We start from the raw sequence: 24529 nt of genomic DNA on the forward strand, positions 1-24529 counted from the left end.
AATTCCTATCATATTTAGGAGCAATAGAAAGAACAGTGCTGTCAACTCCCTTCCTCCAGAAAATCTGCCTTAATTGGGTTGTATTTGAGATGAGAATATTAAATCTAATTTAAAGAGGTAGCATCCACGACTAATTTAAACAACGAACCAACAAGGCCACCAAACAAGAGTGTTAAACCAATAATCGCGACAATTAGTCCTAGTATTTTAGGAATTGGATAATACTCAGGAGCTACATTATATCCAAAGAATGCCACTAAACCGATATTGGAAATAAATACTCCTGCAATAAATACAATAATCAGACGTCTCATCTCTCGGTGAAGTGCATATGCCAGTGCAGTTTCAAAACTAATTGGGGGCTTGTTAGTAAGTTTCTCAGGGGGACTCATATCCAATACTAATGAACGGTGACATAAATAGTAACTGGCTACTTTTTGATTGCTCCTCTCACTTACATCATTGTACGTGATTTCTCGATAATGGTAGTATATATTTTACATAAATTATCCAAATATTCTGACAGCAGGCATATCATATACTCAAGGGCACCATCGGAGTGATTCTGCTCTAGCCGTACATGGCTGGTAAGAGTGTGTCTTGCAAATCCTACAAGCAGTACTAAAATAAGAGCGACAGACCACTATGTTGACGATGCACCTCTCCGACATCGTCGCCCGCTTCGACGAGACACTCGCGACCGACGAGTTCGCCGACGTGGACGCCAGCGCGAACGGCCTCCAAGTCGGCCCCGACGACGCGGAAGTCGAAACGGTGGCCTTCGCCGTCGATGCCGCAGAAGCGACCATCGAGGCTGCAATCGACGCCGACGCGGACCTGCTCGTTACCCACCACGGCCTCGTCTGGGGTGGCTTCGACCGCCTGACCGGCCGCAACTTCGACCGCGTCGAACCGCTAATTCGCGAGGATATCGCACTCTACGTCTCGCACCTCCCGCTCGACGGCCACCAGAAACTCGGCAACGCCGCCGGGGTAGCGGACCACCTCGACCTCCGGGTTCGGGAGCCGTTCGGCTCCATGGGGCCGGTCCACATCGGTCAGCGCGGCGTGTTCGACTCGCCCAAGACGACCGAGGAAGTCCGTGAGGCGCTCGACGAACTCGACGGGAGCACAGGGACGCAGGTCATCGACTTCGGTCCCGACGAGATTTCGGACGTCGCTATCGTCACCGGCTCGGGAGTGGACTGGTTAGACGAAGCAGTCGAGACCGGCGTCGATGCGCTCGTCACTGGTGAAGGCAAGCAGAAAGTGTACCACGAAGCGCGCGAGGCCGGTCTCACGGTGTTCCTCGCCGGCCACTACGCCACCGAGACGTTCGGCGTTCGGAGCCTCGCCGCGCTCGCCGACGAGATGGGCGTGGAGACGGAGTACATCAGCCACCCGACCGGGCTGTAGTCCTCGCTTTCTGGTTTCAGTTCATCTGTCAACCCCCCGCACGGCTTCTCCGGACCGGGGCGTTCAAACGCTCGGCCGTCGCAGTGGCTTCCATGAGCGACCACGACGACGCCCACGACGGGGGTCACGAGGACGGCAGCCACGCGGACGACGACCACGAGGCTGACGCCCACGACCACGACGGCGGCTACGAGATGCCCGAGCGCGAGGAGTTCGAACACGACCCACTCGGTCACGCCGAAGTCAGCGCGGGCATGACCGTCGGCGAACTCGTTGAGCAGTACGGCCACGCCGGAATCGGGGCTGCCGACGTACACGAGGCAGCCGACATCTACGCCGAGATGCTGGCCGACGAGGACTGCACCGTCTTCATGTCGCTTGCGGGGGCCATGGTCCCGACTGGAATGCGGAAAATCGTCTCGGACCTCATCCGCGACGGTCACGTGGACGCGCTCGTGACGACCGGCGCGAATCTGACCCACGACGCCATCGAAGCCATCGGCGGCAAGCACCACCACGGACGGACCCATCCGGGCCCGTCTAGCTCCCACTCGCACGACTCGCGGGAACACGGGTCCGAGCACCACTGCGAGAAGACGCCCCGCGAGCACGACGAGACGCTCCGCGACGAGGAAGTCGACCGCATCTACAACGTCTATCTCCCGCAGGAGCACTTCGCTCTCTTCGAGTCGCACCTCCGCGACGAGGTGTTCCCGCCACTCGAAGAAGAAGGCGCAGTCAGCATCGAGCGACTCTGCCGTGAACTCGGACGGGCGAACAGCGAAGTCAACGAACGCGAGGACATCGAGGAAGACGCTGGCGTCGCTGCGGCGGCCTACGAGTCCGACGTTCCCATCTACTGCCCCGCCGTGCAGGACTCCGTGCTCGGCCTGCAGGCGTGGATGTACTCCCAGACCTCGGCGTTCACGCTGGACGCGCTGGCGGACATGACGCCGCTGACGGACCTCGCGTACGACGCCGAGACGGCGGGGTGTCTGCTCGTCGGCGGCGGCGTCCCGAAGAACTTCACCCTCCAGACGATGCTCGTCACGCCGGGGGCGTACGACTACGGCGTCCAGATTACGATGGACCCCGAAGCGACCGGTGGGCTATCGGGTGCGACGCTCGACGAAGCGCGTTCCTGGGGCAAACTCGAAAAAGACGCCCGCAACGCGACAGTCCTCGGCGACGCGACCATCATGCTCCCGCTGCTCGTCGCGTCAGCCCGCGAGCGACTGGCATAATCAATTCAGCGAATTCAGCGAACAGACGGTTCCACTCGAGCCGAACCCTGCGTGCGGTCGCTCTCGGTAGTGGGTATCCATTCTCGTTTTCGAAAATCGGGCGCAAACATCTAATCACCCCGCCGAGACAGTTCGAACGGAATGAAAGAGCCGTCGCTCGTGTCGCTCCTCAACGAGCGCTCCGACGTGGAACTCGCCGCGGTCTTCGAGCGAATCTGGGAGGCCAGAGGCTACGAGACGCGCGTCCGGTTCAGCGGTCCCGACGTCCATGTCGAAGCCGAGGGCGAGACGCCCGACGGCGCACACCGCGAGGTTCGAATCTGGATTACGACGAGTAGGACAATCACCGCCGACATGACGAGCGCGTTCGTCCGCAAGTGCGACCGGGCGGGCGTCGAACCGTACGTCGCCGCAATCGGGCGTGGAAAGATGAACCCCAACGCACACCGAACCGGTCTCGTCGAACTCGACGCGTCGAGTATTGCAGTCGAGATTCGAGAGGCCGACATCGAACCGTTTGTCCGCGACCTCGCGGCGAGTGACGAAGACCACGTCAAAACGAATTGGCTGGGTGAGCGCGTCGACGAAGCGGATGGAGAAGGCGACAGCGACGGTGACGAGGCCGAGGACGACGCCCCCGAGGCGATTTCTCGCCGGGAAGCGCTGAAGAAAGTCGGCGGGTACGTCACCGGCGGACTCGTGACGTATCTCGTCGTCGAGCGAATCTCCGATATGATTCAGAACTCGCCGAAACTCCGGGCCGCCATCGCCGAGCGCGTCGCGTGGGTCGGGTCGTTCCTCCCGGACGTGTCGCTGCCGACGGTCGAGTGGTCGATTCCCTCGCCACAGCCCATTCGGGACGACCCGTCGGTGCCCGACACGAACGCCTCGGCGCAGACGACCCCCTCCAACGCGACGGCCATCCCGTACGACGACCTCCGAGACGACCCGGAGGGATACGAGGGAACGGCTGTGACCTACTCCGGGATGATTGACGAGACCACCGAACGCGACGACGAGCGCTTCGCCGTCATCGCCGTCGAGGGCGCAAACGGACTGCCCAAAGGCGACATCGTCGGTCGCTGGCCAGCCGGGCAGTTCTTCGACGACGATATCGGCTTTCGGTTATTGACCGACGAGCGCGTCACGGTGTGGGGCCGTGTCGCTGGCACCACTTCGATGTTCTTCGGGCGTCCGCTTCCGCTGGTGGACTTGGTGGCGCTTCAGAAGGCGTGAGGTGAATCCCTGCGGGTTTTTATCTCGCGTGTGTAGAAACGAGTGGCCGATGACGATGGCACCGCTCTGAGTCGGACTCGGCACCCGACGATGAGGAACCCTATGAGTGCCGAGGCCACCGATTACTCTCTAACTCCTCAGCCAGCCGACCAAAACGACTCCACGACTGACCAGAATCACTAAATAACACGTTTGCCATCAGTTCGCAATGGCAGCCGTCGAACTCCACAACGTCTCCAAACGCTACAGCGGAACGACGGCGATTTCGGACCTCTCACTGTCTGTCGAACGGGGCGAAGTGTTCGGATTTCTGGGGCCGAACGGGGCGGGAAAGTCGACGACCATCGACATCCTCCTCAACTACATCAGGCCCACGTCCGGCTCAGTCGAGATTCTCGGAAAAGACGTACGACGGAATCCCGTCGTGGTCAAGAAGCGCGTCGGCGTCTTGCCGGACCAGTACGCGGTCTTCGAACGTATGTCCGGACGCAAGCACGTCGAGTTCGCGATACGGTCCAAAGGGGCCGACGACGACCCGACCGACCTCCTCGAACGCGTCCGTCTCGAATCTGCCGCGGACCGCCCGGCGACGTCGTATTCGAAGGGGATGAAGCAACGTCTCATGCTGGCGATGGGGCTCGTGGGGTCGCCCGACCTCCTCGTCCTCGACGAGCCGTCGACCGGGCTGGACCCACTCGGCGTTCGCGTCATGCGGACTATCGTCCGCGAGGAACGCGAGCGCGGGGCGACAGTGTTCTTTTCGAGCCACATCCTCGAACAGGTCGAAGCCGTCTGCGACCGCGTGGGCATCCTCAACGAAGGGTCGCTCGTCGCACTCGACAGTATGGACGGACTACGGGAGGCAGTCGGCGCATCGTCACAACTCACAGTCACCCTCGACCGTGTCACGGACGGCGTCCTCGACGAACTCGACGCGCTCGACGGCGTGACAGCCGTCGATGTCGAGGGAGAGTCACTCGTCGTCGCCTGTGAAAACACGGCCAAAGCGTCTGTCATCGACGCGGTGCGGGTCGACGGCAACACCGTCCAGAACATCACGACCGACGAACCGTCGCTCGAAGACCTGTTCGTCTCCTACACGACGGAGGAACCATGAGGTGGCTCACCCTCAGCGTCCGAGAGTACGCTGCCGCGGCGCGCGGACGGCTGTTGGTCTCGGCGATGGCGTTCTGCCTCGTAGTCGGACTCGGAAACAGCCTCCTCTACGTCAACGCGTACGAGAGAGGACCAGAACTCATCGAAACCGTCGGTATCGCGGGCGCGATGTTTATGATTCTCAGCGGCGTCGTTCCCGTTCTCGCGGTGGTCGCAAGTAGTGATGCCATCGCACGAAAGCGGAGTCGGGGGACGCTTCGCGTGATGCTCGGACTGCCCTACAACCGCCTCGATATCGTCGCTGGGACCTTCGTCGGTCGCTACGCGGTCGTTGCGACCGCTGTCACGCTGTACGTGTCTGTGGTCGCACTCACGTCAGTCGTGATTGGCAGTCCCCTCGGAGTCGAACGACTGGCGACGTTCTTCGCCATCACGTTGCTGTTGGCGATGGTGTTTACTGGCCTCGCGGTCTGTCTCTCGCTGCAGACTCAGTCAGTGACCCGCGCCTTTGCGGGCTCGTTGGTAGTTCTCGCAGTGTTTCTCTTCCGGCTCTGGGGATTCGTTCCGACGGTCGTCGAACTGGTCCGAAACGGGATGGTAACCCCAGAGACGATGCCTGAATGGGGGTTGGTCTTCCAACAACTCAATCCGATTCGGGCCTTCACGTCCGCGCTAATCGGTCTCTATCCCGAACTAGCGTCCGCGCATTTCCTCGGTGAAGTCGTCGAGCCGCCGGTCCCGTACTATCATCAGCCGTCGTTTGCACTCGCCGTGCTCGGCGCTTGGGTACTCGTTCCGCTGGTGGTCGCATATCTCCGCTTCCGGACGGCAGATATCTGACGTGGCTGTCCGTGGGTGTTACATGCGACACTGGGTCGTGATGCAGTCGTGATTGGCCCGAACTGCTGAAACTCACCCGACAGAACAGTTATCGCACGCGACGAAGACGTCTGTCTGTTCATGAACCGACGAGCGTTCTTGGCAGCATCGGGGCTCGGGCTTCTGGGAGGATGTGCATCCCGTGAGAGCGACACAAACGGCACCGAGACCACAGCAGCGACGGCCGAGCAGACGGCTGTCGCGACTGACAAGTCGGCGACTGTCGCGACCGACGAATCGACGGCAGCCGAGGCGGGAGGCGAGACACCGTTTCGCGGCGTCTCACTGTCACCACGAAGCTATTCGGACGACGAGTTCACGGAATTCTTCGAACACGTTCGAGAAACCGACCTCGCGGTTCGCTGGGCTGGAAACTGGCAAGACCTCGCTGCCGACGAGGGTGCGCCAGCTGTCGTCTGTACGCTCGCAGAGCAGTATGGATACCAGCCGATTATCGAGACAGGCGTCTACTCCGTCGACGCTGGCGAGCTATTTCAGCCGCTGGACGAAGCGGGGCAAGCCGCGTTCGTCGAGACGGTCAGCGACTTTGCCGCGGAGTGGAAACCACCCTACTTCGGCATCGGCGTCGAGGTGAATCTCCACGCCGAGGACGAACCGGAGCAGTTCGAGACGTTCGTCTCGCTCTTCGCCGACACCTACGACGCAATCAAGGACGCCTCGCCGTCCACGCAGGTGTACACGGGGTTCCAACTCGAATGGATGCGCGGACTTCGCGGTGGTGTGTTCGGGGGCGAAAACGACGCCAGTCAGGCACAGTGGGACCTTCTCGACCGCTTTCCGAAGGCCGACCTCGTCGCGTTCACGAGCTATCCCGACCTCGTCTTCGAGCGACCGGCGGACATCCCAGACGAGTACTACGTCGAGGCGGCAGACCGCGTCGAAAAACCGATTGCAATCACCGAAACTGGCTGGGCAGCAACGCCGAGAGACATCGGTTGGGAGCGGACGGAAGCCCAGCAGGTCGCGTTCGTCGAACGCCTGTCCAACCTCACAAAACCTGTCGACGTCGCGATGCTCGTCTGGCTATGGATGTACGACCAGGGCGGTGACACGGCCGCCTTCGACGACATGACCTTGCGACGACCGGACGGGTCTGCGCGTCCCGTTTGGGACGCGTGGACGACAGTCGTGTGACAAACCATCAACGTGACACAGAGCGTATAAGCAAGCTCTCTTCAGACTGGTCTCGGCCGTACTGACCGGCGACACCGACACGTCTCGTGACTACGAGTACACCGACTGGGACGAGGTCCGGTCGTTCGCACACGGGTTCGCCACCTTCGTCGATGTCCGTGTCGCGCTCGGTGTTGGCCTCGCTGCCGCCGCTTCGGGGGTTCTATACTGGCTCGCCACGCGTGAGTCACCCGCGGACGAAGATGGACGACCCGAACTCGAGGACGCCACTGTCGGACCTCACACGTAGCGACACATTCGAGCGACCGTAGAACACCGTTGTACTAGAAAATAGTTCTCAACGTTCAATACGGCTAGAAATACTCGTTGAGAGAGTCTCAACACCAACGAATTAATTTTGGTCCCCTACAAACCGATGGTGTATATGAGCGAGCAACGGGGTGAGAGACACCGAAGTCGGTTCAATGGGGATACACGCGTTCTCTATCGGCAGGCAGTTCGGACGCCGTTACCGGATATCGACGCCGAGCGGATGTTCTACGAGAACATGATGAACGTCGCAGATGCCCAAGAGCAGAAGGCAGACATGCTCGAGGACCCCGATATCACGTTGCTCGAAGCCTACGAGCGGCAACTCGAAGGCATCTCCGAGAGCTACAAACGGCGGCTCGAGAGCATCGCTGGCGACGACTACGAATCGGTCGCGCTCGCTCACTTCAACGGGGACCGAGACGACCGCGTGAGTCGGCTGGCGGCGTACTACTACGAGGGGCTGTGGCGGATGCAACAGCGCATCACCGTCGCGGACATGATGTTCTTCCCCATCATCATCCGCTATCCCGACAGCTTCACCGTGAATATCCGCTTTGCGAGCGGCTACGCGACGACCAAGTCCGTCGTGTACGAGTCGCCCGAGCACTCCGAAGAGGACGTCGAAGACAAGTACTTCGACCGGTACTACAACGAGAGCCTGTTCGAGCAAAAGGAGGCTGCAGCCAAAATTAGAGCCTGGGCGGACATCATCCGCGAGGAGTTTCCAGACCCCGACGAATCGTCCTTCGACGAGCGAAAGTTCGGCGGTATCGTTTCGGGCGGCGGCCGAAAGGGGTCGCTCTTCTCGTCGGTCCTCGAACGCGTTGAACCAGACCCAGACCGGTTCGACGAACCGGTGGAAGAGCCCATGCTGGTTCCAGAAGGAAAAGAAGCAAAGCGAACCGAGCGCGAGCTGCTCCCCGAAGGCTCGCTCGTTATCTAACCCCGGGCGGCTTGCGTCGGCAGAGTCTGTAGACGTTGTTATGTATCGGAGCCAACGCCATCATCGCCACCGTCAGGTTTCGCGATTGGCTCAGGCTGTGCCGGCGGGCTATTTGGCTGTGAGTCGGGTGCGTCTCTTCCGTGCTCTTGGGTCTCCAGCGACGTCTCCACCTCGTCGGCCGGGACGAGTGAGTGGGCGTCGGGGGCCTGTGCGTCACCATCTGTATTGGCCTGTGCGTCGCCGTCTGAAGCCACGTCGAACCGGTCGAGTGCGACTCGAAGGTCGCTGGCACGCGACGACAGGTCGTCGACGCGTTCGGACACTGCGTCGAGCGAGGACGTCTGGGCTTCTGTCGCGGCCGTCACGTCCTGTGCGTTCTCGCTCGTTCGCTCGCTGATTTCGGAGACATCTTCGACCATCGAGACGACTTCGGTGGTCGCGTGTGCCTGCCGCTCGGTGGCTCGACGAATCTCCTGAATCCCGTCGGCTGTCTCCTCCACGTCGTCGACGATGGTGTCGATTGCCTCCATCGCCGCTTCGATGGTCTCGGACCCCTCGCCGACGCGAGTTCGCGTCTGGCGGATGTCTGTGGCAGTCGCGTCGGTCTGCTCGCGAACGCGGTCGATAGCGGAGTCAATCTTGCCGGTCGCGTCCTGTGTCTCCTCGGCGAGGTCTTTCACTTCGTCCGCGACGACCGCGAAGCCTTCGCCCGCCTCACCAGCGCGAGCCGCCTCGATAGACGCGTTGAGCGCGAGGATGTGTGTCTGGCTGGCAATCTGGTCGATGAAGCCGACGACGGATTCGATTTCCTCGATGACTGATTCGAGTTCCTCGACTTGCTCGACCGTGTTCTCGGTCGCCGATTCGATGGCACGGAGTTCGGAGATTGCGTCGGATGCGGCGTCGCGGCTGTACTCACCGCGCTCGGATGCCGCCGCCGCGCGCTCGGCGACTTCGGACGCAGACGCGGTCATCTCCTGAATGGTCGCCGAGAAGTCGTTCATGCGTTCGGTCACGTCGTCGAGGTGGTCGTCCTGTTCGACGATATCGTCGAGAATCGTCGCCATCGACTCGGAGACGGTTTCGCTGGTTTCGGTGACGTCGGTGACGCTGGCACTCGTCTCCGCGCTTGCTTCGGCGACAGAGTCACTGAACGCCTGTGCATCCGCGATGACTCCACCGAGTTCGTCCATCGTCTCGTTGTACGTCCGCGCGATGTCGGCCATCGCCTCGCTCTCGGAGTCGGGGTCCATTCGACAGGCGATGTCGCCCGCGGCGCACTGCTCCATGACGCGGCGGTACTCCTCGGCTTTCGTTTCGAGGTGCGTGTTCAGCGCCTCGGTCTCGTCGAGCGTCTCTTTTAGCGAACCACGCATCTCGTCGAACGAGTCGTAGAGCGTCCCGAACTCGTCGATAGACTCCGTCTCGAGGTCGACATCTAGGTTGCCGTCGGACATCTCCTCTGCACGCCTCGTCAGTTCGCTGAGTCGGCGTGTCGTACGACGGCCGACGAACACGGCGACGGCACCGAGTGAGCCAATCGCAGCGAGAATCGTCAGCAGTAACCCGCCGCCGACGCTGTCGCGGACGCTGTACGCGCTCGCTGCCGGGACGGCGGTCGAGAGCGTCCAGTCGACGCCTTCGACCGGCGTGTACGCAACGACGCGGTCGCCCGATTTATCGAGAATCGTGCCGTTCGTGACCGACTCGGTCGGTCCGGTGATGGTTCCGTTTTCAGCGGTCGAGACGACAGGCGACCCGCTGGCCCCGTAGAGCGTCGTCTGGCTCCCGGCCATCGTTTGCTCTGTCGCAGCGATTCGCTCGGGGAGGCTCACCGTGACGAGGACTGCCGCTTCGGCGTTTTCGGGCGGCTTGCTCGCGAGGACGAACGACGCCTCGTCGTTGATGGGAGACGCGAACGTCTTCGACGAGACGTAGACTCTGTCCGGTTCTGGGTTGATGTTCTCCGAGAGGTCATCCCACGGCAGTCCGACTTCGGAGACGGTCTTACCCTCTAACGAACTCGCCGTGCTCTCTCGAATCTCGCCGGTGCTGTAGTCGACGTAGTGGATGGCGGTGATATCTTGCTGGCCGAGTGCCGAACTGCGTTGGAAGAGAAAGCTACTGGCAGCCTGCTCGTTTCCGAGTTGGAACTGCCACGCAGAGGAGATGGATTTCGTCTCGGTGCGTTTGCTCTCGACCCACGCTTCGATTCCGTCGGCCTGCAGTTCCGCAGTCGAGGTGAGTTGCTGTTCGACCTGGTCGTCGAGCGTCCCCTGCACCTGCGTGTAGGTGGCGAAGCCAACGCCCGCCATGACGACCATGGCGACGAGCACCGCGGCGAAGAACTTGCGTGCGTACGTCCGGCGGATGACACGCGGTGCAACCGACGATGGAGTTGCCTGTCTAATCTTCTCTCCGACTGCTCGGATAGAATCGGACATCGGCTCACTCCAGAGACGCGACCAGCGTTCTCGCATTGAATCGATATTCTGATTTCATCTGTGATAAATTGGGTTGCTATATAGTGTTTTGAGAGTCATAGACGCATGGTGAGGCGCTACTGCAACGAGTTCAATATAACGCGCAACCACCACCGATAAATCCCGTATAGTAAGCATAATTGTCTCGCTGAGTGACTTCGAACCCAGACTCAAGAGAGTAATCATCGTGAGAAAATATCGACAATGATTCTCTCTAAAAATTCTAATCTATATATCCATCAATATTGATATCAAACTGGACCAAACAGAGCCACACGATAAAACGGACACGGCGACGCTATAAGTGCGCCAGCGGCTAACGAACAGTATGGAAAGCCACGTTCCGTCCCGCCATGGGGACACCCTCCGGGACGTGATTCGGTTTTATCTTCTGGACCACCGGACGGTCGTCGGGAAGGCCATCGACATCGGACTTCTCGGCCTCAACCTCGTGTTCGTGGCGGTGTTCGTACTCGAAACGTACCCACTGTCGTCGGCCGTCCAAGAGGCGCTCTGGCAATTCGAAGTCGCGATTGCACTCGTCTTCCTCCTCGAATACGTCCTCCGAGTCTATGGCGCACGAAGTCGCGTCGGCGAACTGACCGACCCGTACACGCTCGTCGACCTGGTAGCAATCGTTCCGACGCTCTCGGTGTGGCTGCTTCCGGTCCCGGCGCTCGCAGCGAACATCGGCTTTCTTCGTGTAATTCGGGTGGTTCGCGTCCTTCGGTTCTACCGCTTCACCCGCGACGAGGAGTTCTTCTTCGGCACCGTCTCCGTGGGGACGCTTCGAGTGATGAAGTTGCTGTTGACCGTGCTGACGATTTTCTTCGTCGCCGCGGGGATGTTCTACTCGTTCGAACACGAGATGAACCCGCAAGTGGCGACGTTCGCCGACGCGTTCTACTTCGTCGTCGTCGCACTCACGACCGTCGGGTTCGGCGACATCATACCCGTCACACAGGCGGGGCGAGCAGTCACCGTCGCCGCGATTCTCGCAGGCATCATCCTCATCCCGTGGCAGGCGAGTAAAATCGTCAAAGAGTGGGCCCACAGAGACCAAGTCAACGTCGTTTGCGAGAACTGCGGACTCGCGTACCATGACCGCGACGCCTCCCACTGCAAGTCCTGCGGCCACGTCATCTACCAGGAGTACGATTCACGGGAGTGAGACGCCAGCCAGTGGCCTCTCCCCGCGGCTAACGTCGAGGGAATCAGACAGTCCGGCCGTATACAACATGAACATTTATTATAGATTGGCCAGAAGGGCGGAGTACACAATGTCGGTCGTACACGTACAGCAGTAACACTCTCGACGCCCAGTATCGCTGTCCGACCGACCCACCATCGAACCCCCAACCGTGAGCACGAACACACGCCGAACATACGAACCGCAACTGCGAACAAACCGACGCTCGTCGCGCTCGACGCCAGACGCCGACACCGCCGCCACCGACACTGCCGACGCCGACTCGTGGACAGCACAGTGTCAACGTCAGTTCGAGTCGAATCGAACCGAGCGACTCCACAATCTCGTCGACCGGGAGAATCAGTCGCTACCGCGGATGGACTGAGGTCACCAGCCGTCACAGGGCTATTCGACCGTCGAATACGGCCAGCGGAATCGCATCTCGTTTCCGTCTTCACACCTCGGTTCTCGCTCAGGCACCCGCTTTGCGGCGACACATCGCTTGAAGTGACTGGCGCGCCCAGTGGCGGGCGATGCGATTGGCACGGATTCAAACCGACGACGGTGTTGCGACGGGGCGCTATGAGGACGGTCTCGTGACGGTCGATGGCGACGAGTTCGAAGTCGGCGTCGATGCCGACCTTCTCGCACCCTGTGAGCCATCGGCGGTCTACTGCGTCGGGCGGAACTACGCGGCCACGGTCGACCAGATGGACTACGAAATTCCCGACCAGCCGGACTGGTTCATCAAGCCGCCGACCTCGGTCCTCGACCCCGGGGCACCCATCGTGTATCCCTCGTGGACAGAAGAACTGACCTACGCGGGCGAGTTGGCGGCCGTTATCGACCGCGAGTGCCACGATATCTCAGAAGCCGAGGTTGCCGACGTGGTGCGCGGCTACACCATTCTCAACGACCTCGACGCCCTCGACCAACCCGGCCGGACTGCTCGGAAGGCGTTCGACGGGTCCGGCCCGCTCGGCCCATGGATAGAGACTGACGTCGACCCCTCCGACATGGGCATGACGACTCACGTCGGCGGCGAGTTGCGACAGGAGGCGAACACCGACCAGATGCTCTTTTCGCCCGCCGAAGTCGTCTCGTTTCTCTCGGAGCGCTACACGTTCCGCCCCGGCGACGTGGTCTCCTTCGGAAGCCCGGCAAACCCAGGGCTCGTCGAACCCGGCGACGACGTGGAAATTTGGTACGAGGGCGTGGGCACGCTGACGAATACGGTGGTTGCATCGGAGAAATAGCGAAACAGTAGTGGCATCGGGCAATAGCCGCGAAATGAGCGTCAGTTGAGTGTCTCGACCTCGTCTGTGAGGTCAGCCGGTTCGTCGACCGGGCCGTTGATAAACAGGCCGTGGCCCATCAACACGGCGGCGACGGAACTAAACCCGACGATGCTCGTCGTCGGGGGAAACGACGTGAACTGGCCGATGAGGACGCCAGCGACGAGGCTCACGAGTATCCCGACGAGGACAAGGTCGTAGTACTGCCACGTGTAGTCCATGCGAGTACGAACGGGAGCCAGCACTGAAGGAGTACTGGCTAGTTTCGGGGGAGGTGGATGTGAACCAAACACCATCTGGCACGGCATGGGCAAAGCAGTCACGGAACGTCTATACGTCGCCAGTCACTCCACACCCTATGGAATACCAGACTGCGCTCGACCGAGCGCTCGACATCCTTCCGGAGCGGAACGTGGAACAGGAACGCCTGACGATACCGGACCCGTCGGGCGAAACGGACGGTGCATTCACGCGCCTCACCAACCTCGGCGAGATTGCCGACGCGCTCTCGCGGACGCCGACCCACCTCCACAGCGCCATCCAGCGTACCTTCGGTACGAGCGGCCAACTCGAAGGCGACCGCGCCCGTTACAGCGGGTCGTTCTCCATCAACGACTTCGAAGAGGCCATCGACGAATACGTCGAAGAGTACGTCATCTGCTCGGAGTGTGGCCTGCCGGACACGCGCCTCGTGACCGAAGACGGCGTCGACATGCTCCGCTGTGAGGCCTGTGGTGCCTTCCGTCCCGTCCAGAAGCGCTCCAGTACGAGCAAGAAGCGCCAGCGCGAGGCCGTGGAAGAAGGCCGCACCTACGAGGTCGAAATTACCGGAACCGGCCGCAAGGGCGACGGCGTCGCCAAGCGCGGTGACTACACCATCTTCGTTCCCGGCGCGAAGGAAGGCCAGACGGTCCGCGTCTACATCAAGAACACGAGCGGCTCGCTCGCGTTCGCGCGACTCGCCTGACGTGGCACATTCGGCGGCAGAAACATCAATATATTACCACCTTCCCGAATACCTATCAAATAGAGCGCCATACCGGGCAACATGAGTCGAGGGGAAGGGGCAGGGACAGCGCACGCGATTACGACTGGTGAGCGTGAGAATCCGATTCGCGTACTCCACGTCGACGACGACGCTTCGTTTGCCGAGCTTACGTCGACACTGTTGGAACGAGAGTCGACTGCAGGACCTCCCCTCGAAGTCCAGACCGAGACGGACCCGACTGCCGTCGACCCGCCTCTCGGTACGGTAGATTGCGTCGTCAGCGACTACGATATGCCGGTCGTCGACGGCCTCGAACTGCTGGAGAAAGTGCGACAGCACCACCCTGGCCTCCCCTTTATTCTCTTTACCGGCCGGGGGTCAGAAGAAATCGCGAGTAAGGCAATCTCAGCCGGCGTCACAGACTATCTCCGAAAAGGCGGGCGGAGAGACCGGTTCGGTGTCCTCGCGAATCGAATCCGAAACGTTGTCGCCAAGCGCCGTGCAGAACAGTCCGCACGCCAGAGCACTCGCCTGCTTCGGAACGTCATCGACCATCTCCCACAGTGCGTGTTCGTCAAGGACATCGAAGGCCAGTATCTCCTCATCAACGAAAACGGAGCCGAAACGTACGGTGGTTCTCCCGAAGACATCGAAGGCAAGACGGAGTCCGAGGTAAACGACCCCGAGACGGCCGCCCAGTTCCGGGAAGAAGACCGGCAAGTCATCGAACAGGGCGTGGCGAGGTACATCAGCGACCAGCACGTGGTCGCCGAAGACGGAGCCGAGCGCGTCGAGCGGGTGATGAAGTTCCCGTTCGATATCGAGTCGGCTTCGACCCCGGCGGTACTCGGTATCGCCGAGGACGTGACTACGGAGCGACGAAAGACTGCCCAACTCGACGCGGCCGCGACGCTCGTCGAGCGTCTCCGTTCGCATCTCGAATCGTCCGGAGGCCGTCGAAACGGGGTCGACGAGACGTCAGGACACGTGGTGGATGAAAAACTCGCAACACTCGTAGACGAACTCGAAACCGTGATTACCGACCCGCAATCGGTCGACGTGCAGTCGGTCCTGCGGGACGACGACTTGGACTGAGAGGGACGTTCTGGCTACTTCTGACTTACTTCAGACTACGTTTCCAGCGACTGCTCCCACGCGACCCCAAGTCAGTGACAAACCTCCGCGGAACCGGCGACAACTGCAGACGTCTCCGAACGACGTGTTTCAGACTGGAAACGGCGCGCCGAACAACTCACCGCAGAACAGGACGAACGCGAGAGCGCGGCGGAAGCGAGTGAAGAGACAGATGAATCATACGAGAACACAGAACGACAGGCGAGCACGGACGACACAGACAGTGACGAGACGGCGTAGTCGGTCTCTTTCGTTGACGTGATTTTGTTCCCATCGGACGGGAACCGATGAACAGGGTGATATCACCACCGGTCTAACCACCCCGTGATGTACGACACCATCCTCGTGCCAGTCGACGGGAGCGATTCGATGGCACCAATCGTCGAAGACGCCGCAACTCTCGCCGCAGAGCGAGACGCGACCGTCCATCTGCTGTACGTCGTAGACAAACGCGCCTTCTTGACGCTCGCAGACGACCGACGCGACGAAGTTATCGAGGAACTCGAAGCACAGGGTTCGGCCGCCCTCGAAGTCGCCAGCGCGACGATGAAAGACCACGAGGTAGCCGTCGAAACGCATCTGCACCACGGCGACCCCGCAGACGAAATTCTCGACCTCGCCACCGAACTCGAGGTCGACCTCATCGCGATGGGGACCCACGCCCGGTTCGAAGACAACATTCTCGGGTCTGTCTCGCGGACCGTCGTCGTCGAAGCCGACGTCCCGGTTCTCGCAACCCCGCTCACCGAGTCCTGATCCTTCTCCCTGCCGTTCTCACACCAACCGCAACAGCAACAGCGCAACTCCAAACAGCGTCGACATCGCGCTGATGAGCAAGAGACCGCCGCTGACGACGAGCAGGCGGCCGTCGAGGACAATCATCTCCCCCGCGGCGATGTTCGTGATAGACAGCCCGGACGAGACGTCGGCGACGGGCCCTAAGAGCGCGATACAGAACGCGATGAGCCCCGCAACGACCAGAACGTACGGTGTGAGGGAGTTCGTGCTCCGGGGTGGACTGTGAGTCGAGTAGCCGCGAGACATACCTCACGGTACGACGTGTTTCCATTTTGGTACGAATCGGCTACTACGGCGGTTCTCTCGTTAGCGACGTCCTACTCGGGCGAATCTGGCGATTCGGCTCGGGAGTGGAAACGCCGACAGAAATCCGTCGCACACGCTCTGTCTCACGGTAGCACCCCACAATCGAAGGAGCAACTAGACGTCCCGGACAAGCCCTCGACCAGCACCACAGGGCGTTAGTAGCCGATTACTCCTCGGTGCCGTCGTCCGATTCGGGGTCGAAGTCGAGTGCAACCGAGTTGATACAGTACCGTTCGCCAGTCGGGTCCGGGCCGTCGTCGAACACGTGACCAAGGTGGCCGTCACAGGTGGCACACACCACTTCGGTTCGGTCCATCCCGTGGCTCGTGTCGCGGCGGAGTTCGATGTTCGACTCCTCGGCGGCGTAGAAACTCGGCCATCCACAGCCGGAGTGGTACTTCGTCTCCGAGGTGAACAACTCGGTTCCACAGCCGACACAACGATAGACTCCGTCTTCTGTCCGGTCGACGTGCTCGCCGGAGAACCGGGGTTCGGTCCCCTGTTTTCGGAGTACCTGATACGCATCGGACGACAGGCGCTCTCGCCACTCGGCGTCTGAAAGAGTAAACTCTCCGTCACTCATACGAGACTCAAGGGACGCCAGCAAGAAAGCGGCGTCGCCTACTCCCGTCGGAGGAACTCGGGAAGGCGGAGTCCGGCGAAGTCGTCAGTCGTCCCGTCGAGGACGCCCGCTCGACTCACTGCTTCGGGGACGCCCTGTTTGTCGGTGGGCTTCCGCATCGTCACGTCAGCCCGGCCCGTCGTCGAGGGCGTCGTCTCCTCGTCGACGAGCGCTTCCCAGACGTCTTGTTTCGTCTCGTACTCGCTTTCGTTGCGCGCGACGCGCTGTTTTCCTTCCTCGAACGCGAGTTGCAAGACGCTCCGCCCGTAGGCGGTACTCGCCTGCCGCCGGAGGCGCTCGAATTCGCCGCGGTTTGGATGTCCAAGCCCGGTCGACACGCCCAGCGCGTACATGCGTCTGACCGCCTCTTCGTCCGTGATTGTTCGCCAATCCGTACCGAATACCCGTTCGTACATGGTACCTCAGATGTCGACCTTTGACCGGGGGTCGACGACGAGTCCGTCGTCGGTGAAGGTCAAAGACCGAATGTCGCAGTCGATGTTCGTCCCGCGCATCTTGATGACCTGAATACCGCGTGTCATCCCTGTCGCTTCGAGGTAGTTGTGGAAGAAGATGACACCGTGCGCGAGGAAGTGTTCGTCCGAGTACGACGACGGGTCGGTCATTTCGGAGATGAGAAGCGTCGTCGCGTCACCCTGCTTGAGCGCCGTCAGGAAGCGTGTCATCTCCTCGGACCCGTTCGCGAAGAACAGCCGAAGGAGCATCGTCGAGTCGATGACGAGCCGGTCTACCTGCCGAGAGTTGACGAACGCGACGATTTTGTCGGTGAGACTCTGGACGCTCGATGTGCTTCCACCCTTCGAGAACTGGTTCAGCATGTGCTTGCCCTTCGGACTGACCAGATTGATAAAGCGGAAGCCGTCGGAGTTCGCCAGCGTCTCGAACCCGAAGTCGAAACTCGACATGTCGTTGATAAGTTCCTCTTCGGTCTCGTGCATGGTGATGTACATGCACTGCTCGCCGTTTCGAAGCCCTTCGGCCATAAACTGCGCCGTAAACGTCGTCTTGCCACTCCCTGGCGGGCCGCTCAGTACGTACAGCCGCCGAGGGAGAAAGCCTCCTTGGATGAGTTGGTCGAACCCGCTTACCCCACTAGGAATCCGCATGTTGGGACACACCGCCCGTCCAATTATAATCGTTCCGGGATAAGTGACAGAATTGAGACGTTCTGGCCTGTCAGCGGCCTGTAGCGTTCATTCTGGGTACAGTTCGACCTCTCTCTCGATGCCGTCGATGGCGGCGACGTCCTCGGCGTCGAGTTCGAGGTCGGCAGCACGCAGGTTCGCACGCAGGTGGGTCTCACTCGACGCTTTCGGAATGACACACACGCCTTTTGCGACGAGCCACGCGATACTCACCGACTCCGGGGTTGTGTCGTGCTTTTCCGCGATATCGACCACTTCGTCCACCTCACGAACTCGGCCACCAGCCAGCGGCGAGTACGCCACCACATCGTAGCCGTGGTCGTCGGCGTGGTCGAGGAGGTCGGGGCGCTGGAACAGCGGGTGATACTCGGTTTGGTGTGCAACGAGCGGTGTATCCAGCAGGTCCAGTGCGTTGTCGAGTTCGGGAACGGTGAAGTTGCTCACGCCGACGCTACGGGCGAGACCGTCGTCGACGAGGTCGTCGAACGCCCGAAGTGTCTCTGGCGGGTCGTAGGTCTCTCTCGGACGGTGGACGTACAGCAGGTCGACGAAGTCGGTTCCGAGACGGTCGAGGCTCTCACGCGTGGTTCGAATCACGTCGTCGTACCCGAGGCTGTCGGCCCAGACTTTGGTGGCGAGAAACACCTCGTCTCGGGCGACGTCGGCGGCGGCGGCGACGGCATCCCCGACGACCGCTTCGTTCTCGTAAATCTGTGCGGTGTCGACGTGACGGTAGCCCATCTCCAGCGCGGTCGTGACCGCGCTCGCCTCCGCGGGAGTGTTGAGCCCCATCGTCCCGAGTCCGACGCGAGGGACGTTCGTCATTCAGACGCCCCTCCGTCTGCGGCAGTGGTGTGGTCGTCTCCGACAGTGGCGAAGTCGTCTGCGACCGGAACACCGTCGAGCGAGAGCAGGTCGTTGAGTCCCGAGATTTCGTGTGTCGGGTCGGGTGACGGCGTGTGGTCCTTGCGGTGCGGGCGACGGATGAACGCCGAATCGACGCCCGCAGCAGCCGCGGCAGCCATGTCGCTGTCACTGTCGCCGACGAACAGCGGCGAGTCGACGCTGAGGTCAGCCATCGCTTGTTCGAGATAGTAGGTCGCCGGTTTCTTTCGATGGAGGCTCCGAATCGCTGGTTCGCGGCCGTAGGCCGTGCCGAAGAGGTGCTTCGCGTCCAGATGTTCGAGGACGTAGTCTATCGTCGCCTGTTGGTTCGACGAGACGATTCCCATGGGCGCGTCGATGTGCTGAATCGCATCGAAGTCGTCGTAGGGGACCTTACGACCGTCGACGAGGGCTTCGCGTTGGAGCGACGAGGCGATTTCGTCGCGGGTTCGAAACAGCGTCTCAGGGTCGAGGTCGTAGGCTCCGGCGACAGTGTGCACGTCGTCCGGTTGCACGTGGATGACCATCCGCTCGACGTGGTCCGGGTCGGGGTCCGACACGCCGAGTTCGTCGAAGGTCTCCCACACGGCGTCTTGGAGAACCGAGAGGTCGACCAGTGTGGTGAGAACACCGTCGTGGTCGAAGATGACCGAGTCGTACATATCTGCAGAGAGGGGCCGAGGGGTGAATTGTTTTCGCATCTTGTAGTAAACACCTCGCTCGCCGCGGTACGAGTCTTTTAGCCCCTCGACACCACAGGTGTATTCGATGTTGGCTGGACTCACACGTGGGGGCGAACCATGACCCGCGACGTGTGTATCGTCGGCGCAGGTGCCGCCGGGGCTGGTGCCGCATATGCGCTCCGCGACTCGAAGGCGACCGTGACTATTCTCGAAAAGAGCAGGGGCGTGTGTGGACGCGCAGCGACCCGGCGAAAGAACGGGTGTCTGTACGACCATGGGGCGAACTACGTGAAAGAGTACGACCACCGAACAGAGCGATTGGTTCGAAGTCTCGGCGAGGAAGGGTTAGTCGACATCGACGAACCTATCTGGACGTTCGACGCCGACGGTGTCGTCTCCGCGGGCGACGACCGAGACCAATACAAGTGGACGTGGACCGAGGGAATCACCCAACTCGCAAAGCGACTCCTCGACGAGACTGACGCCACCGTCGAGCGCGAGACGCGAGTGGCCGCAATCGACCACAACCCGGATACGAAATACTGGTCCGTCGTCGACACCGAGGGTGCCCGACACGGTCCGTACGACGACGTTGTCTTGACACCACCGGCACCGCAGACGGCGTCGCTCCTCACCGAGATGGGATGGGGCGACCACTGCATGATGTCCCTTCGGGAGGCCATCGGAAGCGTCGAATACCGGACGATTCGGTCGGTGATGCTCCACTATCCGTTCGAACTCGACACCCCGTGGTACGCGCTCGTCAACACCGACAAGGAACACGACGTGGGCTGGCTCGCCCGCGAGGAGTGCAAAGACGGCCACGTCCCGGACGGTGAGAGCCTGCTCGTCGTCCAATTGAGCCCTGAGTGGTCGGCCGCGCACTACGACGACCCGCTGGACGAAGTCGCAGACGTGGTCGCCGACAAGGTCGCAACGCTGGTCGACGACGAGCGACTTCGAGACCCCGACTGGGTAGACGACCAAGGATGGCGCTACGCACTTCCAGATGGCGTCGCCAACCGGGAGGTCATCCGGCGCGGAGAACCGGACGGCCTGTACTTCGCCGGCGACTGGACGGTCGGTGAAGGGCGCGTCCACGCGGCCCTCTGGAGCGGTATCGAGGCTGGCGAGCGCATCAATAGTCGGTAACGCTCGCGGCTCACCTACTCACTCGTGTATCTTTTCGCCGCGCCGGAGACGGGCGGCGATGGTGTACGTCTGTTCTCGCTCGCGGCGGGTCGGTGCATGTGCAGCGAGATAGCGCGCGACCGCGACGGAGAGCGTCCGCGCCTCTTCCGGCGGCCGCTGTTCTGCTTGCGCGAATCCTGCTTCGAGCGCCTGATACGTGTGGAATCCAGCATCCTCGCGGAGGAGTGCGGCACCGAGTTCCCGCCTGAGCCGCTCGGGGTCGCCGCCGCCGTCGAGGAAGTGCGCCGCGGCGCGGCCAGCGTCGTTCACGCGACCCTCCGCGTCCATCGTCTCCGAGAGCGTGTCGAGTTCGACGTCTGGGTTCGCGTCGGCGTTCGTCTCTGGGAGAGGCGCGGGTGGGGTGTTCAAGAAACGGTCGAGATAGACGTTGACGGCCGTGTCGAACACGCCGCGATAGAGTTCCGTCGCGTCGGTTCGCTCGGTCAGGCGGTGGACCGCGTTGGCGTAGGTGAAGGTGTGATGGACCGTATTCCAGTCGTTGAACTCGTTCGCGGTCGAAAACTGGGCGACACGGGTCCCCGCCGCGAGCGCGACGCTGTCGGCGAGTTCCTCGGGCGTCGCACCGGCTCGAATCGCCTCGACCAGCGTCTCCACGATTTGGTGTGGGTCGTCCGAGAGGAGCGTCTCGACCATATCTTCGGGTCGTGTCCACGACTCCCCGGAACCCGCCTCGACGTGCTGGTCGAGGTTGTCGAACGTGTCGTCGAGGAGGCCCGCGAGGTCGATTGGCCGCCGCCACGACGAGGTTTCTTCGCTTCGTTCGGCGGTCGTCAGGCCGCGAACGAGACTCGGGAGGACGGTGTCAGCGTGGTCCCAGCCGACGTGGTCCAGTGCCTCGAACGCTTTGTTGATGTAGTCGAGGACGTGGCCCGTCTGGATGTAGCGGTGGTCGGTCGCGGCCGTCGCGAGCATCCGCGCGAGGTCGGCGTCGTCGTACCCGGCCTCGATGGCGGTTCGGAGGACGCGTTCGGCCCCGTTGGGGTCGCGGACTTCGACGTTCTCGCGGAACCACGAGAGCAGACGGTCGAAATCGGTCTCCGTCGCGCCGAGCGTCTGCTGTTCGAACTGCGGCGGTTCACCCGAAACGTCGCTTCCGACCTGTACCAGTCCCTGATAGAGCGCGCGCTTTCGGTCCTCGGGGTCGAGGTCCGGCACGACGTTCGCCATCGCCGTCAGGATAGTAAGGCCGGGGCCCCACCCGTCCCGTCGGTATCGACACCCGAACTCGATGCCCGTTTCGAGCGGTGTCGTCACGTCCACGTCGGCATCGAGCAGGCCGATGACTGACTTGGCGACGACGAGACGAAGGTTCTGTTCGAGGCCGTCTTCGAGCCGGGTCGCCCAGTGGACCTCCGGTGGCTCGTCCGGTTCGGGGTGCGGGTCGACGTAGACGGTCCCGTCGCGGACTTCGACGGGATACGTGAGCACGTCGTCGGCCCACGGGTCGAACGTGTCGCCGCATTCGAGTTCGAACCGAGCGTGGTGCCAGTGGCACGTCAGGACGCCCTCGTCGACGGTTCCCTCGATGAGGGGAAAGCCCATGTGCGGACAGGCGTTGTCGACGGCGCGAACGGTTCCTTCGTGGTCGAAGAGGGCGACTGCTCGGCCATCGACCGAGACGAGTTTTCGGCCCGTCTCGCGGAGGTCGTCGCGCTCGACGGCCGGGACGAAGCGGTCTTGCGAAGACATGTGCTAGCGAACGCCATGAGATTTCCTAAAGCTTCGCTGAACGGAATTTTCGTACATTATTTGTCATTTATCGAGAAGAGACCGAATTCGAGCATTTCTCGGGTCCAACACCCGGAATTCGTCCCTCAAACGAATCGTCAAGCGCTAGCATGCGTCGGGCATGCATTTTTCGTTCCGTACTTCATAGCTTCTGGTGTGTCTTCGCTGACCGTCCGAATTGACCCCCACGTCCACTCAGAAGGGTCCTACGACGCCGAGGACCCGGTGGAACTCATCTTAGAGCAGGCCGCGGAAATCGGCCTCGACGCCGTGGTCATCACCGACCACGACGTCATCCACGAGTCCATCCGGGCGGCGCAACTCGCGCCGATGTACGGCCTCGTCGGTATCCCCGGCGTCGAGGTTTCGACAGCCGACGGCCACCTTCTGGCGCTGGGCGTCGAAGAGCTCCCGCCGCGTCGACAGCCCCTCGACGAGACTGCGCAGTGGATTCGCGACCGCGGCGGTGTCGCAATCGTCCCGCACCCCTTCCAGCGAAGTCGTCACGGCGTCCGTCGCAAGCGACTCGCGCGATACGACGAGAACGCCGACGGCGACGCGTTCGACGCCATCGAGACCTACAACTCGTGGCTCTTTACGGGGTACAAGAACCGTCGCGGCCGACGGTTCGCGCACGAGCGCAACTATCCCGGTGTCGCCGGCAGCGACGCCCACAAGGTCGGATACGTCGGCCGCGCATACACCGAGATAGAGATTCCAGACGTGTCGCGCGCGTCGCTCACGGCCGACCACATCCTCGACGCGATTCGCAACGGCTCGACCGCGGTTCAGGGCCGACGAACGCCGATTCCGACGAGTACGAAACACTACGTCGGTGCGGCGGGCCGGAAGTCTGCGTACTACGCGAAACAGGGGGCACTTGTCAGTGCGATTCTCGCGAAGAAAGGTGCCTTCAAATCGGGCTACTACGCCAAAATTGGCGCACTCAAGAGCGGCTATCTCGCCAAGCGAGGCGCGCTCGCTGGCGTCCAGTTATTGTCGCGGTTCTCGTCGCGGTAGCACGAACCTCTCGCTCGACGGGTTACCGATAACTCTGGTACAGCAACACCACGACAGCGACGGCCGCGAACAGGTCCGGAAGGAACGTGAACGGGCCGATACTCACGGCCGGGCGGAAGCCGAACACTACTGCCGCAAGCGGATTCGACGTGAGCGCGTACAGGAGCAGGGCGATGGTGAACACGACGAGGCTCATCGTAAACGGGTTCGGCAAGTCGCGGTAGACGCGGACGTAGTTGTACGCGAGCGCGACGAGCAGTGCGACGTTGAACGTCGAGACGAGGAGTTTCACCTGCAGGAACAACGCGAGTCGAGGTCGCAAGTCGCGTCCGAGGAACGCGGGCACGCCCAGTGTCACGACGAGGGCCACGAGCAGGCCGACGAGCGTCACGAGAAGCGTCCGTGTCGTCGGGTCGGGGTCGCGCTCGCTCATTCGAGGTCGGCCTCCGTCGCAATCGTATCGAGCAGGTCGAGGTTCTGTTCCATCCGGTCTGAGAGGAAGTACGTCTTTCCGTAGCCGTCGCCCATGGTGGTCAGTACACCGTTTTCTTCGAGGAGTTCGAGGTGGTGTCGCACCGTCTTGTAGTTCAGGTCCAGTTCGTCGGCGAGTTGGTTCGCGTTCATCGGTGTGTCCGAGAGCGTGCGGACGATGCGCAGGCGGTTCTTGCCGCCACGCGCACCGCCAATGAGCCACCAGAGCACCCGACGCATCTATTCGC

The 24529-nt window shown here is 61.6% G+C and carries 27 protein-coding genes; 15 read left to right on the forward strand and 12 right to left on the reverse strand.

The features are described 5' to 3' along the window. Window positions 1–104: 104 nt before the first annotated feature. A complete protein-coding gene (locus tag C453_RS20030) occupies window positions 105–392 on the reverse strand; it encodes a hypothetical protein (RefSeq protein WP_152418076.1) in 288 nt (95 codons plus the stop codon). A 262-nt stretch (window positions 393–654) separates the two neighbouring features. On the opposite strand from C453_RS20030, the gene C453_RS16265 reads away from it, so the two are divergent. The 7 genes from C453_RS16265 to C453_RS16295 all read left to right on the forward strand — a co-directional run bounded on the left by C453_RS16265 (window position 655) and on the right by C453_RS16295 (window position 8301). Then, window positions 655–1416 carry a Nif3-like dinuclear metal center hexameric protein gene (locus C453_RS16265; protein WP_008326118.1) on the forward strand — a complete coding sequence of 254 codons (762 nt, stop codon included), beginning with the start codon at window positions 655–657 and terminating at the stop codon, window positions 1414–1416. A 92-nt stretch (window positions 1417–1508) separates the two neighbouring features. Beyond that, on the forward strand, window positions 1509–2660 hold the full coding sequence (locus C453_RS16270) for a deoxyhypusine synthase (RefSeq protein WP_008326119.1): 1152 nt from the start codon (window positions 1509–1511) through the stop codon (window positions 2658–2660). 141 nt (window positions 2661–2801) lie between these two features. Beyond that, window positions 2802–3896, forward strand: a complete 1095-nt coding sequence (locus C453_RS16275) for a hypothetical protein (protein ID WP_008326120.1) — start codon at window positions 2802–2804, stop codon at window positions 3894–3896. Window positions 3897–4104: 208 nt separating this feature from the next. Beyond that, on the forward strand, window positions 4105–5013 hold the full coding sequence (locus tag C453_RS16280; protein ID WP_008326121.1) for an ABC transporter ATP-binding protein: 909 nt from the start codon (window positions 4105–4107) through the stop codon (window positions 5011–5013). Further along, window positions 5010–5852: an ABC transporter permease subunit gene (locus C453_RS16285; protein ID WP_008326122.1), complete on the forward strand. Its 843-nt coding sequence runs from the start codon at window positions 5010–5012 to the stop codon at window positions 5850–5852. Before C453_RS16280 ends, C453_RS16285 begins: the two co-directional genes overlap by 4 nt. Before the next feature lie 120 nt (window positions 5853–5972). Next, window positions 5973–7046: a hypothetical protein gene (locus C453_RS16290; protein ID WP_008326123.1), complete on the forward strand. Its 1074-nt coding sequence runs from the start codon at window positions 5973–5975 to the stop codon at window positions 7044–7046. Between the two features lie 424 nt (window positions 7047–7470). Continuing rightward, entirely contained in the window at window positions 7471–8301 is an 831-nt protein-coding gene (locus C453_RS16295; protein WP_193788077.1) for a hypothetical protein, read from the forward strand. A 38-nt stretch (window positions 8302–8339) separates the two neighbouring features. On the opposite strand, the gene C453_RS16300 is transcribed toward C453_RS16295, so the two are convergent. After that, window positions 8340–10745 (reverse strand): methyl-accepting chemotaxis protein, encoded by a 2406-nt coding sequence (locus C453_RS16300; RefSeq protein WP_008326125.1) that lies wholly within the window; start codon window positions 10743–10745, stop codon window positions 8340–8342. Between the two features lie 367 nt (window positions 10746–11112). Here C453_RS16300 and C453_RS16305 point away from each other — a divergent pair, with 367 nt between their 5' ends. The 3 genes from C453_RS16305 (at window position 11113) to C453_RS16315 (ending at window position 13229) form a co-directional block, all read left to right on the forward strand. Next, on the forward strand, window positions 11113–11955 hold the full coding sequence (locus C453_RS16305) for an ion transporter (protein ID WP_049907763.1): 843 nt from the start codon (window positions 11113–11115) through the stop codon (window positions 11953–11955). Window positions 11956–12145: 190 nt separating this feature from the next. Continuing rightward, window positions 12146–12358: a hypothetical protein gene (locus C453_RS16310; protein WP_008326127.1), complete on the forward strand. Its 213-nt coding sequence runs from the start codon at window positions 12146–12148 to the stop codon at window positions 12356–12358. Between the two features lie 148 nt (window positions 12359–12506). Further along, window positions 12507–13229: a fumarylacetoacetate hydrolase family protein gene (locus C453_RS16315; protein WP_008326128.1), complete on the forward strand. Its 723-nt coding sequence runs from the start codon at window positions 12507–12509 to the stop codon at window positions 13227–13229. A gap of 41 nt (window positions 13230–13270) precedes the next feature. Here C453_RS16315 and C453_RS16320 read toward each other — a convergent pair whose 3' ends face one another. Continuing rightward, entirely contained in the window at window positions 13271–13489 is a 219-nt protein-coding gene (locus tag C453_RS16320) for a hypothetical protein (protein WP_008326129.1), read from the reverse strand. Window positions 13490–13626: 137 nt separating this feature from the next. Between C453_RS16320 and C453_RS16325 the strand changes: the two genes are divergently transcribed. From C453_RS16325 to C453_RS16335, 3 genes are all read left to right on the forward strand, one after another. After that, the gene (locus tag C453_RS16325; protein ID WP_008326130.1) at window positions 13627–14235 is read left to right on the forward strand and encodes a translation initiation factor IF-2 subunit beta; all 609 of its coding nucleotides are present in this window, start codon (window positions 13627–13629) and stop codon (window positions 14233–14235) included. A gap of 81 nt (window positions 14236–14316) precedes the next feature. Beyond that, a complete protein-coding gene (locus C453_RS16330; protein ID WP_008326132.1) occupies window positions 14317–15351 on the forward strand; it encodes a PAS domain-containing protein in 1035 nt (344 codons plus the stop codon). A 366-nt stretch (window positions 15352–15717) separates the two neighbouring features. Beyond that, on the forward strand, window positions 15718–16146 hold the full coding sequence (locus tag C453_RS16335) for a universal stress protein (RefSeq protein ID WP_008326134.1): 429 nt from the start codon (window positions 15718–15720) through the stop codon (window positions 16144–16146). A gap of 18 nt (window positions 16147–16164) precedes the next feature. On the opposite strand, the gene C453_RS16340 is transcribed toward C453_RS16335, so the two are convergent. The 6 genes from C453_RS16340 to C453_RS16365 form a co-directional block, all read right to left on the reverse strand. After that, window positions 16165–16434 carry a hypothetical protein gene (locus C453_RS16340; protein ID WP_008326135.1) on the reverse strand — a complete coding sequence of 90 codons (270 nt, stop codon included), beginning with the start codon at window positions 16432–16434 and terminating at the stop codon, window positions 16165–16167. Between the two features lie 226 nt (window positions 16435–16660). After that, window positions 16661–17077: a peptide-methionine (R)-S-oxide reductase MsrB gene (msrB, locus tag C453_RS16345; protein WP_008326136.1), complete on the reverse strand. Its 417-nt coding sequence runs from the start codon at window positions 17075–17077 to the stop codon at window positions 16661–16663. 38 nt (window positions 17078–17115) lie between these two features. Beyond that, window positions 17116–17532 (reverse strand): hypothetical protein, encoded by a 417-nt coding sequence (locus tag C453_RS16350; RefSeq protein ID WP_008326137.1) that lies wholly within the window; start codon window positions 17530–17532, stop codon window positions 17116–17118. Window positions 17533–17538: 6 nt separating this feature from the next. Beyond that, window positions 17539–18243, reverse strand: coding sequence for an RAD55 family ATPase (locus C453_RS16355; protein ID WP_049907764.1), 705 nt, complete (start codon window positions 18241–18243; stop codon window positions 17539–17541). 87 nt (window positions 18244–18330) lie between these two features. Beyond that, complete coding sequence (locus C453_RS16360; protein ID WP_008326139.1) at window positions 18331–19107, reverse strand: aldo/keto reductase; 777 nt, start codon at window positions 19105–19107, stop codon at window positions 18331–18333. Continuing rightward, window positions 19104–19829, reverse strand: coding sequence for an HAD family hydrolase (locus C453_RS16365; protein WP_049907802.1), 726 nt, complete (start codon window positions 19827–19829; stop codon window positions 19104–19106). Before C453_RS16365 ends, C453_RS16360 begins: the two co-directional genes overlap by 4 nt. A 138-nt stretch (window positions 19830–19967) precedes the next feature. Between C453_RS16365 and C453_RS16370 the strand changes: the two genes are divergently transcribed. Beyond that, entirely contained in the window at window positions 19968–21002 is a 1035-nt protein-coding gene (locus C453_RS16370) for an NAD(P)/FAD-dependent oxidoreductase (protein ID WP_008326141.1), read from the forward strand. 18 nt (window positions 21003–21020) lie between these two features. Here the strand turns inward: C453_RS16370 and C453_RS16375 are convergent, their stop codons facing one another. Then, entirely contained in the window at window positions 21021–22751 is a 1731-nt protein-coding gene (locus C453_RS16375) for a Rieske (2Fe-2S) protein (RefSeq protein WP_008326142.1), read from the reverse strand. A gap of 195 nt (window positions 22752–22946) precedes the next feature. Here C453_RS16375 and C453_RS16380 point away from each other — a divergent pair, with 195 nt between their 5' ends. Then, window positions 22947–23810 carry a CehA/McbA family metallohydrolase gene (locus tag C453_RS16380; protein ID WP_008326143.1) on the forward strand — a complete coding sequence of 288 codons (864 nt, stop codon included), beginning with the start codon at window positions 22947–22949 and terminating at the stop codon, window positions 23808–23810. Window positions 23811–23832: 22 nt separating this feature from the next. On the opposite strand, the gene C453_RS16385 is transcribed toward C453_RS16380, so the two are convergent. Further along, complete coding sequence (locus C453_RS16385) at window positions 23833–24243, reverse strand: hypothetical protein (RefSeq protein ID WP_008326144.1); 411 nt, start codon at window positions 24241–24243, stop codon at window positions 23833–23835. Further along, window positions 24240–24521, reverse strand: a complete 282-nt coding sequence (locus C453_RS16390) for an ArsR/SmtB family transcription factor (protein ID WP_049907765.1) — start codon at window positions 24519–24521, stop codon at window positions 24240–24242. The genes C453_RS16385 and C453_RS16390 overlap by 4 nt, the downstream gene beginning before the upstream one ends. Window positions 24522–24529: the final 8 nt, after the last annotated feature.

The organism is Haloferax elongans ATCC BAA-1513, from assembly GCF_000336755.1.
GTDB lineage: Archaea > Halobacteriota > Halobacteria > Halobacteriales > Haloferacaceae > Haloferax > Haloferax elongans.